We start from the raw sequence: 17,030 nt of genomic DNA, 5'->3' as shown, positions 1-17,030 counted from the left end.
CTAGCGTCAAAAACCCAAGAAAACACGGAGGCTTCCGATGGCTCAGCACGCCTGGATGAAGGACGTATTCGGCTACATGCTCAATCCGGTGAGCGCCGACGACTTTTTCAATCGTCACCACGAGAAGAAGGCCCTGATCGTCAAGCGAGACGAGCCCGGACGTTTCCTCGACCTATTATCGATCAAGCGCATTGATGACATCGTTTCCAGCGGGCTGCTCGATAACGGCCCGCTCGACATGACGCGGGCTGACCCCCCGGTCGGACCAGGCGATTACACCTTTGACAATGGCAATATCGATCGCGGTGCCGTGGCCCGCCAATACCAGCGCGGCGCAACGTTGATCCTGCCACAGCTGCACTTCTCCGATCCGGTGCTGGCCAATTTCTGCCGCGCGCTGGAGGCCCAGCTCTCCTGCCACGTGCAGACCAATATCTACCTTACTCCGCCGGATGCTCAGGGCTTCCGCACTCATTATGACGATCACGATGTCTTCGTGCTGCAGATCGAAGGGTCCAAGGCCTGGCGCCTTTACGACACCCCGGTGGAAAACCCCTATCGGGGCGAAGGCTATCAATCCGGCGCTCATGAGATCGGTGATCCGGTCGAGGAATTCGTTCTGGAACCGGGTGAAATCGCTTATGTCCCGCGCGGCCTGATGCATGACGCCCGCACCCATGGCGACGGCCCTTCGCTGCACATCACGGTCGGCCTGATCGTCAAGACCTGGGCCGATCTGATGCTGGAAGCCGTATCCGAGGTCGCCCTGACCTCACCGGAATTCCGCCGCGCCCTGCCCGCGGGTTATGCTCGCCCGGACTTCGACCGCGCCGAAGCCCGCGCGCATTTCGCCAAACTGGTCGACGCATTTAGCCAAGGCGCGAAGCTGGACAATGCGATGGCCGTCTTCGTCGACCAGTTCATCCGCTCCCGGGCGCCTGACACACCGGGTACAATCGTCAATTTCGCCACCCCGCTCGATAGCTCGCGCCAGTACAAGCTCAAGCCGCTGGTGCCCTGGCGCTTCGCCGGCGATGGCAAGGAAGTCGTGATCATTACAGCCGGCGGCGAGGTTCGCTTCCCGGCCGAGGCCGAACCCGGCCTGCATGTGCTGCTTGATGGCGGCGTGGTCAGCGAAGCCAGCTTCGACTCCCTCGATGAGGAACAACGCCGGGACACGATCCAGAAGCTCTTCGCATTCGGCCTGGTCGACCCACTTGAAGGCGATACCCAGCCGGCTCAGTAAACCGGCCGGGCAGACCTCTCTGCAGACACAAAAAACGGCGCGCCGGATCCTCTCCGGCGCGCCGCTTTTGTTTTCATTCAGCGTAATCTAGCCCAGCAGGGCTTCAACCTCGCTCACCACTGCCTCGGCGGTAATGCCGAAATGCTTGTAGAGCTCACCGGCCGGAGCACTGGCGCCAAAGCCGGTCATGCCGACAAAGCCGCCATCACGGCCGATAATGCTGTCCCAGCCATATCGCAGCGCAGCTTCCACCGCGACGACCGGAACACCCTGCGGCAAAATCGTGTCGCGATAGGCCTTGTCCTGCTCGGCGAAGAGATCGAGGCAGGGTGCCGACACGACGCGGGCGGCAATGCCCTTGCCGGCCAGGGTTTGCGCGGCATCAACGGCCAGGGAAACCTCCGAACCGGTCGCGACAATGACGGCCTTGGCATCCGCCGCATCACGCAGCACATAGGCGCCGCGGGCCGACAGGTTCTCGCTGCCGTCATCTTCGCGCAGGAAGGGCAGCTTCTGGCGTGACAGGGCCAGCACGCTGGGTCCGTCCTGGCGCTGCAGCGACAGCTCCCAGGCTTCCGCGGTTTCCAGCGCATCAGCCGGGCGGAAGACATACATGTTCGGAATGGCGCGCAGCGAAGCCAGGGTTTCGACCGGCTGGTGGGTCGGGCCATCCTCGCCCAGACCGATGGAGTCATGGGTCAGGACATAGACGACCGGCTGTTCCATCAGCGAGGACAGACGCATCGAGCCACGGCAGTAATCGGCGAAGACCAGGAAGGTCGCCACATAGGGGCGCAGGCCGCCATGCAGGGCCATGCCATTGGCGCAGGCCGCCATACCGTGTTCGCGGACCCCGAAATGGATATAGGGGCCGGCATAATCATCAGCCGAAACCACGCCGCCATGCGAGGTCTTGGTCAGGTTGGAACCCGTCAGGTCTGCCGAGCCGCCGGCGAGACCGGGGACAGCCGGCAGCACCACTTCCAGCGTCTTGCCCGAGGCGGCACGTGAGGCCAGGTCCGGCTTGTCGGCCGCGACCTGCTTGCGCCAGTCAGCAAGGGCCGCGAGACCGGCCTCACCCAGCTCGCCGGTGAGACGCTCGACCAGCTCGTCCGCCTTGTCGGTGGACGCCAGGCGATCGCGCCAGGCTTCGTGCATTTCCGGCGAGCCCACGGCGCGCCAGTCATCATAGACGGACTGGGGCACTTCAAACGGGGCGTGCGGCCAGCCAATGGCCTGGCGCGTACCGGCGATTTCCTCATCACCGAGCGGCGCACCGTGCGAGCCGGCCGTGCCGGCCTTGTTCGGGGCGCCATAACCGATCGTCGTGCGGCAGGCGATCATCACCGGCTTGTCGCTGGACCGGGCGGCCTCGATGGCTTTGTCGATGGCATCCATGTCGTGCCCGTCGACCTTGGCCGTGGTCCAACCCGCAGCTTCGAAGCGTTTGCAGACATCCGTGGATTCCGACATCTGCGTCGGGCCATCGATTGAAATCTCGTTATCATCCCAGAGCACGCAGAGCCGGTTGAGCTTGAGATGCCCGGCGAGCGAGATCGCCTCGTGCGAAATACCTTCCTGCAGATCACCGTCCGATGCGATGACCCAGGTGCGGTGATCGACCAGATCGTCACCGAACTCGGCATTGAGCATGCGCTCGGCCAGCGCCATGCCAACGGCCATGGATATGCCCTGCCCCAGCGGACCGGTGGTCGCCTCGACACCGGGCGTATGCCCGTATTCCGGGTGGCCCGCAGTATTGGAGCCCAGCTGGCGGAAATTCTTGATCTGATCGAGGGTAACATCCTCGAACCCGGTCAGGTGCAGGAGGCTGTAGATCAGCATCGAGCCGTGACCGGCGGAGAGCACAAAACGGTCGCGATCTGCCCAGTTCGGCGCCGCCGGATCGAATTTCAGGTGCCGCGACCACAATACAGTGGCGACATCGGCCATGCCCATTGGCATGCCGGGGTGGCCAGAATTCGCCTTCTGGACCGCGTCCATGGACAAAGCGCGCAGCGCATTGGCCATATCCTTGTAACGTGTGCCGATGCCTTCAGTCATGACAGCCCCTTTTGCATGACGGTGAGATAGGTCGCCCTATCCGAAATGAAAATCTAACGCGTCTGGAAACCGGTGCGCTTGAGCAGCGCCTGGGTCGAGGCGTCATAGCTTGAGACCTCGCCGTCCAGAATACCTTTGGTCAGTACCTTGCCTAGTTCGACACCCCATTGGTCGAACGGGTTGATGCCATAGAGCACGCTTTCAACGAAAACCTTGTGTTCATGCAAAGCGATCAGAGCGCCTAGCGGGCCCGGTTGCATGTCCTCGAGCAACAGGGTCGAAGAGCCGCGCTCGCCGGGCATGGATTTGTGCGCCGCCAGCTCTGGTTCGGCGGCCGGGTCTACCTGGCGACCGGCCAGCAGGGCTGCGCCCTGGGCCGCCATGTTGGCAGCCAGCGCCCGCTCGCGCGGATCGGCGCTGGCGAAGTGGCGGCGGATGCCAATGAAATCGACCGGAACCGTGTCCGGGCCCTGGTGCAGCCACTGGAAGAAGGAATGCTGGATCTCCGTCCCGGCACCGCCCCAGACCAGCGCTCCGCCGGGGGTCCCGCTGGGCGCACCGCTATGATCTACAGACTTGCCCAGGCTCTCCATTTCCAGCTGCTGGAAATAATCCGCCAGCTTGCCCAGACGAGCCGAATAGGCCGCCACACAGCGGCTGGGATAGCCCATTACCGCACGGTTCCAATAATCGGTAAGGCCCTTGATAACTGGGAGGTTCCGGCCAAGCGGAGCGGTGGCGAAATGCTGGTCCATGGCGCGCGCCCCCGCGCGGAAGGCAGCGAAAGCGTCCGGACCCAGGCCAATCTCGAGGCTCAGCCCCACCGCGCTCCAGACCGAATAGCGCCCGCCAACCCAATCGGGGAAATCGAACACCAGGTCCTTGTCGATGCCGAAAGCGGTCGCCTTGTCCGGTGCAGCGGACGCGGCAATGAAGTGTGCTCCTGCCGCCTCACCGCCGATCTCCCCGGCCAGCCAGTCGCGCGCCGCCTCGGCCGACATCAAGGTTTCCTGGGTCGAGAAGGATTTCGAGGCGACGACGAAGAGCACGCGCCGCGGATCAGCCCCGGCCAGGGCCAGCGCCAGTTCGGATGGATCGAGACTGGCGACGAAGCGCATTTCCGGGCCCGATCCGGCGTGCAACGCCAGGGCGTCCGCCACCAGGCGCGGACCGAGATCCGACCCGCCAATACCGATATTCACCACGCGCTCGATCGCCTCGCCAGACGGCCGGTAATCGCCAGAGCGAACCCGCTCGGCAAAGGCGCAGGTTTGAGCCTGGGTGCGCTCGACCAGGGAGGCCTGATCGCTGCCGGCGATATTGGCCCCTTCGCGATAGGCCATGTGCAGGGCCGGACGGCCTTCGGTCGGATTGACGATGGCGCCGCTCAAAAGCGCGTCACGCTGCTCGCCCAGCCCCCGTTGCTCAGCGACATCGACCAGGGCGCCCAGCGCCGCCGGATCGAGCCGCTGCTTGGTCAGGTCGAGCTCGACACCGGCCTGAGCGAAGACAAGGTCATCATGACGGCCCGGTTCGGCAACAAGGTCGGCAAGACGGGCCGCTCGCAATCGGTCGGCATGGGATTTCAATGCACTCATCGCGATGAGACCCTTTCGGAATCAGGGGGGACCGAAGCGCCGAGCTCACGCTTGGCTTCAGCCTCCATGAACGCCCCCAGGAGGTGGTACAGGGTCGAGGCCGGCACTTGCGCCGACAGCCCGGCGCCCATGGCATCCACCCGGTCGATCCACATACCGGCCGGGGCCGGCTCCAGATGATAGCGGAACAAGGCATCACAGGCGGCTTCAAAATCGGCAAGCGCGATGATTTCACCGCGCCGCAGCCGCACATTGGCGGCCCGGATACGCTCAGTCTGCATCCAGGTTCGCGAACTCGCATCGACCATACGTCCCTCCGGGTCGATACGCGCCGCAGCCAGCCCGGTCTCTCGGATGATACCCGCCTCACTGGCCATCTCATAAAGCGGCGCCCCGAAACCGCGCGAGGGATAGCCGGTCAGACGCTCATACTCGCTGAGCAGCCAGACCCATTCAAAGGAGTGTCCCGGCTCGACCGCTGATCCATGCTCATCCGGTGCGACCTGCCAGGCTTCGTCGAAAAACTCGAGCACCGCAGCGCCGGACCCGTGCATGAGACGGGATTCCAGCAAGGCCATGAGACGCTCGGCACGATGCAGCACGACCGGTCGCGGATCGACCTCATAAAGCGCCAGGCAGGCCTCGAAGAGGTGCATGTGCGGGTTTTGCCGGCGCGGCAGCTGGCGGTGTTCCAGCGTTTCCCGGTAACCACCGGCCGAACTGCTCATACGGTCGTCCAGAAAGGCGAGCACATCCTCGGCATCGACCAGATAGTCTCGCTCTCCGGTCGCGCGGAAGAGCCAGGACAGGGCCAGGACAAGGAAAGCATGGTCATAGAGATCGCGCGTCGGATCGGCGATCTCGCCCCCTGGCGTCAGAGCATGAACCCAGCCCGGCTTGCCATCGGGGGCCCGGGCGAGCTGTTTGACCCGGTGATAGGCCTCAACGGCCTGATCCAGGGCATGCGGATAACCCTGCAGGCTGGCGCGTGCATGCACGAAAATCTGCCGCGCCTGGACCAGGAGGCGGCGCTCGCAATCAATGACTGGCTGACCGTCGAAGTCGAGCTTTTCGTGGAAACCGCCCGCATTGGCGTCCCAACCCCGCTCAATCCAGAACGGCAGACAGGTTGCGGTGCCCCATTCGATTAAGCGTGCGGCACCGTCCATGCCCACCCCCGATTTAGCGCTAACTCTTGTTAGCCGAGATTCGCCATATCCTCATCAGAAATGTCGAAATTGGCGTAGACATTCTGGACATCGTCACAGTCTTCCAGCGCTTCCATCATCTTCATCAGGGTCGGCACTTTATCGCCCGGCACATCGATGAGGTTTTGCGGCTTCCAGATGATCTTGGCAGAGGAAGGGTCTTCGAACTGGGACGAGAGGCTGGAGACGACATCCATCAGGTCCTCGCGCGCCGTGAAAATCACGTGCTGGCCCTCGGTTTCCTCGTCACCTTCTTCAGAGGACACATCCTCGGCGCCAGCCTCGATGGCGGCCTCCATCATCGTGTCTTCATCGGCCTTGGAGAGCGGATAGCGGATCTCGCCAACATTATCGAACATGAAGGCGACCGAACCGGTCTCGCCCATATTACCGCCGTTTTTGGCAAAGGCGGTACGCACTTCAGCGGCGGCGCGATTGCGATTGTCGGTGGACACCTCAACGATCACGCCGATTCCGGCCGGGCCGAAGCCCTCATAGCGGATATCCTCGAACGTATCATCATCGCCGCCGGAGGCCTTGTCGATGGCGCGCTGGATATTGTCCTTGGGCATGGACTGGCCCTTGGCGTTGGCGATTGCCAGACGCAGGCGCGGATTGGCATCCGGATCGGGCCCGCCCAGCTTCGCGGCAATCGCGATTTCCTTGGACAGGCGGGAGAAAAGTTTGGAGCGGACGGCATCCTGGCGGCCTTTACGGTGCTGGATATTCGCCCATTTGGAGTGTCCGGCCATAGCGGTCTTCCCTTGTCGTCATGTCTTTGACGCTGTGATTACTCATTTTCCCGGCAATCTGCCAGTGGCTAAGCCACATCGACAGGCGCTGCGCTATAGCAGATCAAGCCTGCCTTCCTTGCGCAGACGCTCCACCAGCGTCTTCACCGATTGATCATCCGACTTGCGTGCAACCAGGACCGCATCCTCGGTCGCAACAACGATCAAGTCCTCAGCGCCGATCACACCCACCCGCAGTGCAGTCGAATACACGATCGAGTCGCTGACATCGGTGAGGTGAACATCGCCGCGCACGGCATTGCCGGCCTCATCCTTCTCGGAAATCTCCCAGAGCGCACTCCAGGACCCGACATCGGACCAGCCGAAATCAGCCGGGACCACCGCGGCACGTTCGGTATTTTCCATCACCGCATAGTCGAAACTGTCGCCCTTGATGGCTTCAAAGGCGGCCTGGTCGAGGCGGGTGACATCACCGTCCGCTTCCGCATTCGCGACCGCCTTCCGGCTGAGTTCGAGAATGGCGGGGCAATGCGCCTCCATTTCCTCGACCACCGCGCCGGCACCGAACAGGAAAATGCCGGCATTCCAGTAATAGCGGCCATCCGCCACATATTCGCGAGCGGTTTCAAGCTCTGGTTTTTCCTTGAAGCTATCAACCAGATAACCATCGCCGACGGCATCACCGCGACGGATATAGCCAAAGCCTGTTGCAGGACCGGTCGGCTTGATGCCGAAGGTGACAATGCGACCGGTCTGCGCCAGATGCGCGCCGCGGATCGCCGTCGCCCGGAAGGCCTCTTCATCATCGATATGATGATCCGCCGGCATCAGCAGGACCATGCCCTCATCGCCATGGCGCGCCCGGACCACCTCTGCGGCGACCGCGGCAACCGGCGCTGTGTTGCGGCCGACCGGCTCAACCAGCCAGCGCACCCCCTCGCGGCCCATCTCCTTGACCTGGGCCTGAGCCGGTTCAAGCTGGCTTTCATTGAGAATGACCATGGGTTCGGCAAAGACGAACTCGTCCTCATCCGCATTAACGCGCGCAATCGTGTGCTGGATCAGCGTCAGATCAGACGTCAGGGCATGCAGTTGCTTGGGGCTCGCCTGGCGCGAAAGCGGCCAGAGGCGGGTGCCCGAGCCTCCGGACATGATTACCGGTACGATGATACGAGACATGCACTCCCCGACGGCGTGATTTGTGTGGTCACTGCCAAGCGGTAAAGCATACCCCACGGAGATGGTAAACAGTTGCGAAACTGCGCTAGAACACTTTCATGAATGAGCCTGCCCTGGGCTGGCACCCCCTGCTGTTACTACTGGTTTCCGTACATCAGCGGCAGGCAGAGAGTTTGGGACGCCAATCTGTCAGCATTCTCCGCCCCCTCTGACCGCCAGAACCGAACAAGTCGAATAGCTTTGCCGTCGCCCGCTAGCCGCGCCTAGTCTGCCCCTTCGCCCGACGCTGGAGATGTCATCATGAAGAGCCTTCTGCTGGCCGGACTGATCTGGACTGCCAAATCGGCGACCGACACACTCAGCGCGGAACAGATCGAGCGCTCTAGCGACCAAGCGAGGTGGCGCGCTCGCCGCTCTGGGCGGCCGGCGGGAAGTTTCGCAGAGAAAGAAAACTCAGGAGGCGTCCGAGGATTTCGGGGCGATCGGTCTGGACCACGCGGATATGGGTATCCCGCTGCACTTCACGGGTGGTGAAGAGGCATCCCGCATCACCTTCCTCGATCTGATCGCACTCGCGCAGGAAGTCGAGCAGGTGCAGGTCAAAAATGTGAGCATCTTGCTCACGTTCGAACCGGATCGTCTGCTTGAACATATCCCCTCCAACCGCGCGAACGGTACTCATCGCAGGCTCAAAAACGGGGCCGTCCTCCTCCTGTCGAGACACCCATTTCGCATGCGGTCTCGACACAGTACGGGACGATTTGGGTGTGGCAAGCCGGATGCGCAGACGCTTGGTTGCGCTTTGAACAACACCCGGTCGGCGCTAGGGTGGCCCCGTTATCCAGCCGGGGGGAGCGATCATGCGCGTTTTGCTGAGTGTTTTCGGAGCCATCTTGGCGCTGCTGCTGATCTGGTTTGTCTGGCCAGCGCAGATTGATCCCGCCTATTGGGACGAGCCGGAGCCTCCGGCCCTGACAGGCGTACTGGAACCGCGCGGGCGCCTGGCCGATGCCGTGCCGATTGCCGAGGGGCTGATCACCAACTCCGAAGATGTCGCGATCGGCCCGGACGGAGCGATCTATGCCAGCCAGCACTCCGGCGCCGTGGTGCGCATAACCGGCAGCGAGGGCAATTGGCAGGTCGAGACCGTCGCCCAGCCGACCAACCTGCCCGCACTTGGCCTGATCTGGGATCATGAGGGCCGGCTCATCCTCGCCGCTTCCGATGGCATTTACCGCATCGATGTCGAGACCGGCGCCCATGAAACGCTCGCCACCGAGGCCGGCGGCCGACCGTTTGGTTTTGCCGATGACCTCGATATCGGCCCGGACGGCACGATCTATTTTTCCGAAGCGAGCTGGAAATGGGCCAACCAGCCTGATATCCCGACCTATCTCTTCGATCTTGCGGAGAACCGCCCGTATGGCGCCCTGATCGCGCTTGACCCGGACACCGGCGAGACGGACATCCTGATCGATGACATGTATTTCGCCAATGGCGTCGCCGTAGCCGCGGACGGTCGCTCGGTCTTCGTGCTCGAGACCTTTCGCTACCGGCTGTCACGCTACTGGCTGGAAGGACCGCAAGCCGGCATGGTCGAAATCGTCGCCGACAATCTGCCGGGCAGTCCGGACGGCGTCCTCGGTGACGGCGAAGGCCGGCTCTATATTGCCATGAACACCCAGCGTGTCCCGCTGGTCGCCTACCTGCACCGCAACCCCTTCATCACCCGCATGCTGACCAAGCTGCCGCACTGGGTCTGGGCCCAGGCCGGGCAGCCGACCGCCTTTGTCCTAGTGATGGACGAGGAGGGCAATTATCTCGACAGCTATCACGATCCGGATGGCCGGTTCGGCTTCCTCGCCAATGCTGTGCCGGATGCAAATGGCGATATCTGGCTGGGGTCGCTCACCGAAGGTCTGGTCGGGCGCTACACACCGCCCACCGAGTAAGGCCTAAACCGCGGGGATCTGCTCCGCGAGCTGGCCACCTACGCGGATTGGCTCCGCGCGCACGGCGAGGCCGGTCGCAGGATCCGTCTCGACAAAGACGCCGCACAGCGTCGCTTCGCCGGTCGCCGGTTCGAAACGGGCCGTTCGCATGCGCGTGGTGAAGCGGCGTACCGGCTCTTCCTTGTCCATGCCAATGACACTGTCATAGTCACCGCACATGCCGGCATCGGTCTGATAGGCCGTACCGCCGGGCAGGATGCGGGTATCGGCCGTCGGGATATGCGTGTGGGTGCCGACCACGAGGCTGGCTCGGCCATCACAGAATACGCCCATGGCGTTCTTCTCGCTGGTCGCCTCGGCATGCACGTCGACGATGACGGCATCGGCCACCTCGCCCAGCGGCGCGGCACCCAGTTCGCGTTCGACCGCCGCGAAGGGATCGTCCAGCGTCTCCATGAAGAGATTGCCCATGACATTGATCACCAGCACACGGTGACCGTTCGCGCTTTCATAGAGATTGGCGCCCTTGCCCGGGGTTGAGCCCACCGGATAGTTCGCCGGGCGCAAAAGACGCGGCTCGCGCTCAATAAAGCTCAGCGCCTCGCGCTGGTCCCAGGCATGATTGCCCAGGGTGAGGACATCAGCGCCGATATCGAAGAGCTGGTTGGAGATACGCTCGGTAATCCCGAACCCGGCGGCGGCGTTCTCGGCATTCATGATGACGAGATCGAGCGACAGTCGCTCGCGCAGATCGGCTAGGTGCGCCTCGGCCGCGCGGCGGCCGGTCTTGCCGACAATATCTCCAAAGAATGCGAAACGCATGATGGGCTCCGGGTGCGTAAATCTCCAACGGATATGGCGCATCACCCCCGGCTTGTCCAAGCGGCCGGTCAGTTGACCGCTAGGCCGCCTCGATCTTGGCGCCCGCGACATAGTCCAGCACCGGCGCCAGGGCGCGCTCCGCGTCCTCGACCGTCCAGCCCTTGCGCTCGGCATAATCCTCGACCTGGTCGCGCTGGATCCGGCCGACGGCGAAGTAGTGGCTGTCCGGGTGCGAGAGATAGAGGCCGGAGACCGAGGACGCCGGGGTCATGGCGAAGGAATTGGTCAGGTCCATGCCGACACGCTCGCGCGCTTCGAGCAGTTGGAACAGGGTGCGCTTCTCGCTGTGGTCGGGTTGGGAAGGATAACCGGCGGCCGGGCGGATACCGTCATAGGCCTCGGCGATCAGCTCCTGATTGGAGAAGGCTTCATCGGGCGCATAGCCCCAATACTCACGGCGCACCTTGGCGTGCAGCCATTCCGCCGCCGCTTCGGCGAGACGGTCGGCCAGCGCCTTGAACAGGATGGAGTTATAATCATCCTGTTCGCGTTCGAAGCGTTCCACGATCTCCGGATTGTCACCCGCGGTGACGGCAAAACCGCCAAGCCAGTCCGGCGTGCCTTCGGGGGCAAGGAAATCGAATTGCGAGACGTGTGGATTGTCGCTGTCCTTGGCGGCCTGCTGGCGTAGGCCGAAGAATCGGGCTTTTTCGATCGAGCGTTCTTCGTCTGCGAACAGGACCGCATCATCACCGTCGCGCTGCGCCGGCCAGAAGCCGCACACGCCGCGAGGGCTGAGCCAGTTCTCGGCCACGATCTGTTTCAGCATGGCCTGGGCATCATTGAACAGGGAACGCGCTGCTTCCCCGCGCTTCGGGTCATCGAGAATGGACGGATAGGTGCCCTTGAGCTCCCAGGTGAAGAAGAAGGGTGTCCAGTCGATATAGTTGACCAGCTCAGCCAGCGGGATGTCGAAATGTTGCACGCCGGGCGATTTCGGAGCCGGCGGCGTATAGGCCGACCAGTCGCAATCCCAGCCCTTGGCACGTGCCGCCTCGATGGGGAGACGCTTCTTGGAGGCCCGGGCGGCCAGACGGCGCTCACGGATCTTGCCCAGCTCCTCCTTGACCCCGGCCGCATAGCTGTCGCGGTCATCGGACAGAAGTTTGGATACCACGCCGACGGCGCGGCTAGCGTCGAGCACATGCACCACCGGGGCGACATCAATCACCGGATCAATCTTCACTGCGGTATGGGCCGGTGAGGTCGTCGCGCCCCCGATCAGCAGCGGAATGTCGATATTCTGGCGCTCCATTTCCGCCGCGACGAAAACCATTTCATCCAGCGACGGCGTGATCAGGCCTGACAGGCCGATAATATCGGCCTTCTCGCGCTTGGCGGTTTCCAGGATCACTTCGGCCGGGACCATGACGCCGAGGTCGACGACCTCATAACCGTTGCACTGCAGCACAACGCCAACGATATTCTTGCCGATATCGTGCACATCGCCCTTCACGGTCGCCATGATAACCTTGCCGGCGGAGCGCACCTCTTCACCGGCAGCGGCCTTTTCCTCTTCCATGAAGGGAATGAGATGGGCCACGGCCTGTTTCATCACCCGGGCCGATTTCACCACCTGGGGCAGGAACATCTTCCCGTCCCCGAAGAGATCGCCAACGACATTCATGCCGCACATCAGCGTACCTTCGATCACGTGCAGCGGGCGCTCGACCGATTGGCGCGCCTCCTCGGTATCCTCGACGATGAACTCGTTGATGCCGTGCACCAGCGCGTGCTTGAGGCGTTCACGGACATCGCCCTCGCGCCAGGACATGTCCTTGGTCAGCTCGGCGCCCTTGCCCTGACCTCGATAGCGTTCGGCCGCGGCCAGCAGGCGCTCGGTGGAATCGGACCGGCGATTGAGGATGACGTCCTCGACCAGCTCGCGCAGCTCGTCCTCGATATCATCATAGATGTCGAGCTGTCCGGCATTGACGATGCCCATATCCATGCCGGCCTTGACCGCATGGTAGAGGAAAACCGAGTGCATGGCCCGGCGCACCGGCTCATTGCCGCGGAAGGAGAAGGAGATGTTGGAAAGACCGCCGGAGACATGACAACCCGGCAGTTCCGCACGGATACGCTTGGTCGCCTCGATGAAGGCGACGGCGTAATCGTCATGTTCCTCAATCCCCGTCGCCACGGCGAAGATATTCGGATCGAAGATGATATCTTCCGGCGGGAAACCGACAGTCTCGACCAGCAGGTTATAGGCGCGCTGACAGATCTCGAACTTGCGCTGCGCGGTCTCCGCCTGCCCGGTTTCATCGAAGGCCATGACCACGACGGCGGCACCATAGGCCAGGCATTTGCGCGCCTGCTCGAGGAAAGGCGCCTCGCCTTCCTTGAGCGAGATCGAATTGACGATCGCCTTGCCCTGGACGTTTTTCAGCACGGCCTCGATCACCTCCCATTTGGAACTGTCGATCATCACCGGAACGCGCGCGACATCCGGCTCACCCGCGATCATGCGCAGGAAGACGGTCATCGCCTCGACACTGTCGAGCAGACCCTCATCCATGTTTACATCGATGATCTGGGCGCCGTTCTCCACCTGCTGGCGGGCAACGGAAACAGCGGTGGCATAGTCGCCTTCAGTGATCAGGCGGCGAAAACGCGCCGAGCCCGTCACATTGGTACGCTCGCCAATATTGACGAAAGTCGAGGCAGAATTGGTCATAATGATCCGGACTTAGGCGGTCAGTTCAAACGGTTCGAGACCGGAGAGCCGCATGGCGCGCTCGCGGCGGACCGGGTTACGCGGCTTGGCGCTCTTGGCTGCGCCGGCAATGGCACGGATATGAGCCGGCGTGGTGCCGCAACAACCGCCGAGAATATTGACCAGGCCGGAGGACGCCCATTCGCCCAGATGCCCCGCCGTCTCGTGCGGCTCCTCGTCATACTCACCCATATCATTGGGCAGCCCGGCATTCGGATAAGCGATGACCTTGGTATCGGCAACGCGGGAAATCTCGGCCAGGTAGGGACGCAATTCCTCGGCCCCCAGGGCGCAATTAAGGCCGATCGCCCATGGCTTGGCATGGCGAACGGAATACCAGAAGGCCTCGGCCGTCTGCCCCGACAGCGTGCGCCCGGAACGGTCCGTGATCGTGCCGGAGATCATCACCGGGATATGCTCACCGGTTTCCTCGGCCAGGTCGATCAGCGCCTTGATCGCCGCCTTGGCATTGAGGGTATCAAAGACGGTCTCGACCAGAAGCAGATCGATATAGGGCGCCATGGCCCGCGCCTGCTCCAGATACGCCTGGTGCACGGCATCGAAATCGACATCGCGATAGCCCGGATCATTGACGTCGGGCGAGATCGAGAGGGTTTTGTTGGTCGGCCCAATCGCGCCGGCAACAGCCCGCGGCGTACCGGTCTTTTCAGCCATTTCATCAGCCGCCTCACGCGCCAGACGGGCGCCCTCGGCCGCGATTTCCGTGGCCAGGTCTTCCAGGCCGTAATCGGCCTGGGCGATCGTGGTCGCCGAGAATGTATTGGTCTCGACGATATCGGCACCCGCTTCGAAATAGGCGGTGTGGATCGCCTTTACCGCGTCCGGTGCGGTGAGGTTCAGAAGATCGTTATTGCCTTTGACCGGCTGGCCCCAATCGGCAAACCGGACCCCGCGATAGCCGTCCTCGTCCAGCTTCAACTCCTGGATCTGGGTTCCCATGGCCCCGTCCAGGATGAGAATGCGGTCTTCGGCCAGCGCGTTCAGCGCCTGAATACGGTCTAGGCGGGTCATGCGACTTCTCCTGCAAGGGTGGCCGCCGGCTTGATACCGAGCAGATGACAGGTGGACAGAGATAGTTCGGCCCGGTTCAGCGTGTAGAAATGGAAGCGGTCGACACCGCCCTGATGCAAGGCATCACAGAGTTTGGCAGCCACATGGGCTGTCACAAGCTGGCGCGTCTCGGCATCATCATCGAGACCTTCATAGGCGGCGTGCAGGCTGTCGGGCAGCGAGGCACCGCACAGGCCCGCGATGCGCTTGAGGCCGTTGAAATTGGGCTGGAGCATGATGCCGGGAATGATCGGAATGGTGATACCGGCCTTCTGGGCCCGCTCAAGATAGCGGAAATAGAGATCCGGCTCGAAGAAGAATTGCGTGATCGCGCGGGTCGCGCCGGCGTCGATCTTCGCTTTCAGGAGGTCGAGGTCGTAATCAAAGTCCGGGCTTTCCGGGTGCTTTTCCGGATAGCAGCCGACGGAGATCTCGAAATCCCCGATCTTCCTGATCCCGGCAGCCAGTTCGGCCGCATTGGCGTAACCGCCCGGATGCGGGATGTATGTCTCGCCGACACCTTCAGGCGGATCGCCGCGCAGGGCCACAATATGGCGTACGCCCGCATCCCAGTAGTCAAGGATCACATTATCGACCTCGTCACGCGTGGCGCTGACACAGGTCAGGTGAGCCGCGGGCTTGATCGAGGTTTCCTCGACAATGCGGTGCACGGTCCGGTGCGTCCGGTCGCGCGTGGACCCGCCGGCGCCGTAGGTCACAGAGACGAAATCCGGGTCCAGCGCCTCAAGGCGGGAGATCGAGTTCCACAGCGTGTTTTCCATCGCCTCGGATTTGGGCGGGAAGAATTCGAAGGAAATGATCGGCGTTGACATCGAGCTTACCGGGCGTCCTGCATCCAATGAGTCCGTAATTTATATACACATAAAGATATCTTTATGCGAGTAAGTTTCTACCAGATTAGTGCGAAAGGTTCCAGATGCGGAAGCTCCCTCTTGCATCTCGCTCGCTAATCTGATCTATGCCCGGGACATAAAGCGATCTTTATATGAGGATATCCGCGTGAGCCGTTCGTCTTACATTTTCACGTCCGAAAGCGTCTCTGAAGGCCATCCGGACAAGGTGTGCGACCGCATTTCCGATGCCGTCGTCGATCTTTTCCTGGGCCGCGACCCGGAAGCACGTGTTGCTTGCGAGACCCTGACCACGACCAATCAGATCGTGCTCGCCGGTGAGACCCGTATCAGCAAGGACGTCGCGCCGACGGACGAAGAAATCGAGGCCGTGGCCCGCGATGCGGTCAAGGATATCGGTTACGAGCAGGACGGCTTCCACTGGAAGAACTCCAACTTGCAGAACTTCCTGCACGAGCAGTCCGCCCATATCGCCCAGGGCGTCGATGCCGGTGCCGATAAGGATGAGGGCGCTGGCGACCAGGGCATCATGTTCGGCTACGCCACGAATGAGACCGAAGCGCTGATGCCGGCTCCGATCCAGTTCTCGCACCAGATCCTCCAGCGCATGGCCGAGCTGCGCAAATCCGGCGCCCGTCCGGAATTCGAGCCGGATGCAAAGTCCCAGGTCACCCTGCGCTATGAGAATAGACGTCCGGTCGGTGTCACCTCCGTCGTCGTCTCGACCCAGCACAAGGAGGGCCTGAGCCAGGACGACATCAAGGAGCTGGTCCGCCCGGTCGTTGCGGACGTCCTGCCCGAGGGCTGGTTCCCGCCGGAAGCCGAATTCTACGTCAACCCGACCGGCACCTTTGTCATCGGTGGCCCGGACGGCGACGCTGGCCTGACCGGCCGCAAGATTATCGTCGACACCTATGGCGGCGCTGCGCCGCACGGTGGCGGTGCCTTCTCCGGCAAGGACCCGACCAAGGTCGACCGCTCGGCTGCCTATGCCTGCCGCTGGCTGGCCAAGAACGTCGTCGCCGCGGGTCTCGCTGATCGCTGCACCATCCAGGTCTCCTACGCGATCGGCGTCTCCAAGCCGCTGTCGCTCTATGTCGACCTGCACGGCACCGGCCAGGTTGCCGAAGCCAAGCTGGAAGACGCGCTGATGCAGATCGCTGATCTGTCCCCGCGCGGCATTCGTACGGCTCTGGGCCTGAACAAGCCCATCTATGCCCGCACCGCCGCTTACGGTCACTTTGGCCGCACGCCGGATGCCGATGGCGGCTTCTCCTGGGAAACGACCGGTCTCGTCGACCAGCTCAAATCCCTCGCTTGATCCAAGCACGTTTACAGAGGGCCGGGTGACCGGCCCTCATCTTATTGAGAACTGACTAAAAGAAGGACCTGACGGTCATGACGCAATCCGCGGACAAACCTTACGTCGTCAAGGACATGTCGCTGGCCAAATGGGGCCGCACCGAGCTCGACATGGCCGAGATCGA

At 62.5% G+C, this 17,030-nt stretch carries 13 protein-coding genes; 3 read left to right on the top strand and 10 right to left on the bottom strand.

Annotated elements, in window-relative coordinates:
* The first annotated feature begins 37 nt into the window (after positions 1–37).
* Complete coding sequence (locus tag Q1V51_RS08540) at positions 38–1,246, top strand: cupin domain-containing protein (RefSeq protein ID WP_300555355.1); 1,209 nt, start codon at positions 38–40, stop codon at positions 1,244–1,246.
* 87 nt (positions 1,247–1,333) lie between these two features.
* Here the strand turns inward: Q1V51_RS08540 and tkt are convergent, their stop codons facing one another.
* From tkt to Q1V51_RS08510, 6 genes are all read right to left on the bottom strand, one after another.
* Positions 1,334–3,310: a transketolase gene (gene tkt, locus Q1V51_RS08535; RefSeq protein ID WP_366522725.1), complete on the bottom strand. Its 1,977-nt coding sequence runs from the start codon at positions 3,308–3,310 to the stop codon at positions 1,334–1,336.
* A gap of 53 nt (positions 3,311–3,363) precedes the next feature.
* The gene (gene pgi / locus Q1V51_RS08530) at positions 3,364–4,908 is read right to left on the bottom strand and encodes a glucose-6-phosphate isomerase (protein WP_300555353.1); all 1,545 of its coding nucleotides are present in this window, start codon (positions 4,906–4,908) and stop codon (positions 3,364–3,366) included.
* A complete protein-coding gene (locus Q1V51_RS08525) occupies positions 4,905–6,077 on the bottom strand; it encodes an AGE family epimerase/isomerase (RefSeq protein WP_300555351.1) in 1,173 nt (390 codons plus the stop codon). The genes pgi and Q1V51_RS08525 overlap by 4 nt, the downstream gene beginning before the upstream one ends.
* A gap of 29 nt (positions 6,078–6,106) precedes the next feature.
* Positions 6,107–6,868 (bottom strand): YebC/PmpR family DNA-binding transcriptional regulator, encoded by a 762-nt coding sequence (locus Q1V51_RS08520; RefSeq protein WP_300555349.1) that lies wholly within the window; start codon positions 6,866–6,868, stop codon positions 6,107–6,109.
* Positions 6,869–6,961: 93 nt separating this feature from the next.
* Positions 6,962–8,047 (bottom strand): mannose-1-phosphate guanylyltransferase/mannose-6-phosphate isomerase, encoded by a 1,086-nt coding sequence (locus Q1V51_RS08515; protein WP_300555347.1) that lies wholly within the window; start codon positions 8,045–8,047, stop codon positions 6,962–6,964.
* A gap of 382 nt (positions 8,048–8,429) precedes the next feature.
* Entirely contained in the window at positions 8,430–8,729 is a 300-nt protein-coding gene (locus Q1V51_RS08510; protein ID WP_300555345.1) for a hypothetical protein, read from the bottom strand.
* A 178-nt stretch (positions 8,730–8,907) separates the two neighbouring features.
* On the opposite strand from Q1V51_RS08510, the gene Q1V51_RS08505 reads away from it, so the two are divergent.
* Positions 8,908–9,999: an SMP-30/gluconolactonase/LRE family protein gene (locus tag Q1V51_RS08505; RefSeq protein ID WP_300555343.1), complete on the top strand. Its 1,092-nt coding sequence runs from the start codon at positions 8,908–8,910 to the stop codon at positions 9,997–9,999.
* 3 nt (positions 10,000–10,002) lie between these two features.
* Here the strand turns inward: Q1V51_RS08505 and Q1V51_RS08500 are convergent, their stop codons facing one another.
* The 4 genes from Q1V51_RS08500 to metF all read right to left on the bottom strand — a co-directional run bounded on the left by Q1V51_RS08500 (position 10,003) and on the right by metF (position 15,504).
* On the bottom strand, positions 10,003–10,821 hold the full coding sequence (locus Q1V51_RS08500) for a TIGR00282 family metallophosphoesterase (RefSeq protein WP_300555341.1): 819 nt from the start codon (positions 10,819–10,821) through the stop codon (positions 10,003–10,005).
* 79 nt (positions 10,822–10,900) lie between these two features.
* Positions 10,901–13,561 (bottom strand): methionine synthase, encoded by a 2,661-nt coding sequence (metH, locus tag Q1V51_RS08495; protein WP_300555339.1) that lies wholly within the window; start codon positions 13,559–13,561, stop codon positions 10,901–10,903.
* Positions 13,562–13,573: 12 nt separating this feature from the next.
* On the bottom strand, positions 13,574–14,632 hold the full coding sequence (locus Q1V51_RS08490) for a homocysteine S-methyltransferase family protein (protein WP_300555337.1): 1,059 nt from the start codon (positions 14,630–14,632) through the stop codon (positions 13,574–13,576).
* Positions 14,629–15,504, bottom strand: a complete 876-nt coding sequence (gene metF, locus Q1V51_RS08485) for a methylenetetrahydrofolate reductase [NAD(P)H] (protein ID WP_300555335.1) — start codon at positions 15,502–15,504, stop codon at positions 14,629–14,631. Before metF ends, Q1V51_RS08490 begins: the two co-directional genes overlap by 4 nt.
* A 187-nt stretch (positions 15,505–15,691) precedes the next feature.
* On the opposite strand from metF, the gene metK reads away from it, so the two are divergent.
* The gene (metK, locus tag Q1V51_RS08480) at positions 15,692–16,864 is read left to right on the top strand and encodes a methionine adenosyltransferase (protein ID WP_300555333.1); all 1,173 of its coding nucleotides are present in this window, start codon (positions 15,692–15,694) and stop codon (positions 16,862–16,864) included.
* Positions 16,865–17,030 lie beyond the last annotated feature (166 nt).

Origin of the sequence: Maricaulis sp., assembly GCF_030149235.1 — a bacterium.
Taxonomy (GTDB): Bacteria; Pseudomonadota; Alphaproteobacteria; order Caulobacterales; family Maricaulaceae; genus Maricaulis.
Note: the sequence above shows the minus strand (reverse complement) of the source record. Positions and strands in the feature narration are given on the sequence as shown.

Excerpts from the sequence above, each read along its gene's own strand:
- Q1V51_RS08540 (WP_300555355.1), top strand. The coding sequence starts at position 38 with ATGGCTCAGCACGCCTGGATGAAGGACGTATTCGGCTACATGCTCAAT.
- tkt (WP_366522725.1), bottom strand. The coding sequence starts at position 3,310 with ATGACTGAAGGCATCGGCACACGTTACAAGGATATGGCCAATGCGCTG.
- pgi (WP_300555353.1), bottom strand. The coding sequence starts at position 4,908 with ATGAGTGCATTGAAATCCCATGCCGACCGATTGCGAGCGGCCCGTCTT.
- Q1V51_RS08525 (WP_300555351.1), bottom strand. The coding sequence starts at position 6,077 with ATGGACGGTGCCGCACGCTTAATCGAATGGGGCACCGCAACCTGTCTG.
- Q1V51_RS08520 (WP_300555349.1), bottom strand. The coding sequence starts at position 6,868 with ATGGCCGGACACTCCAAATGGGCGAATATCCAGCACCGTAAAGGCCGC.
- Q1V51_RS08515 (WP_300555347.1), bottom strand. The coding sequence starts at position 8,047 with ATGTCTCGTATCATCGTACCGGTAATCATGTCCGGAGGCTCGGGCACC.
- Q1V51_RS08510 (WP_300555345.1), bottom strand. The coding sequence starts at position 8,729 with ATGAGTACCGTTCGCGCGGTTGGAGGGGATATGTTCAAGCAGACGATC.
- Q1V51_RS08505 (WP_300555343.1), top strand. The coding sequence starts at position 8,908 with ATGCGCGTTTTGCTGAGTGTTTTCGGAGCCATCTTGGCGCTGCTGCTG.
- Q1V51_RS08500 (WP_300555341.1), bottom strand. The coding sequence starts at position 10,821 with ATGCGTTTCGCATTCTTTGGAGATATTGTCGGCAAGACCGGCCGCCGC.
- metH (WP_300555339.1), bottom strand. The coding sequence starts at position 13,561 with ATGACCAATTCTGCCTCGACTTTCGTCAATATTGGCGAGCGTACCAAT.
- Q1V51_RS08490 (WP_300555337.1), bottom strand. The coding sequence starts at position 14,632 with ATGACCCGCCTAGACCGTATTCAGGCGCTGAACGCGCTGGCCGAAGAC.
- metF (WP_300555335.1), bottom strand. The coding sequence starts at position 15,504 with ATGTCAACGCCGATCATTTCCTTCGAATTCTTCCCGCCCAAATCCGAG.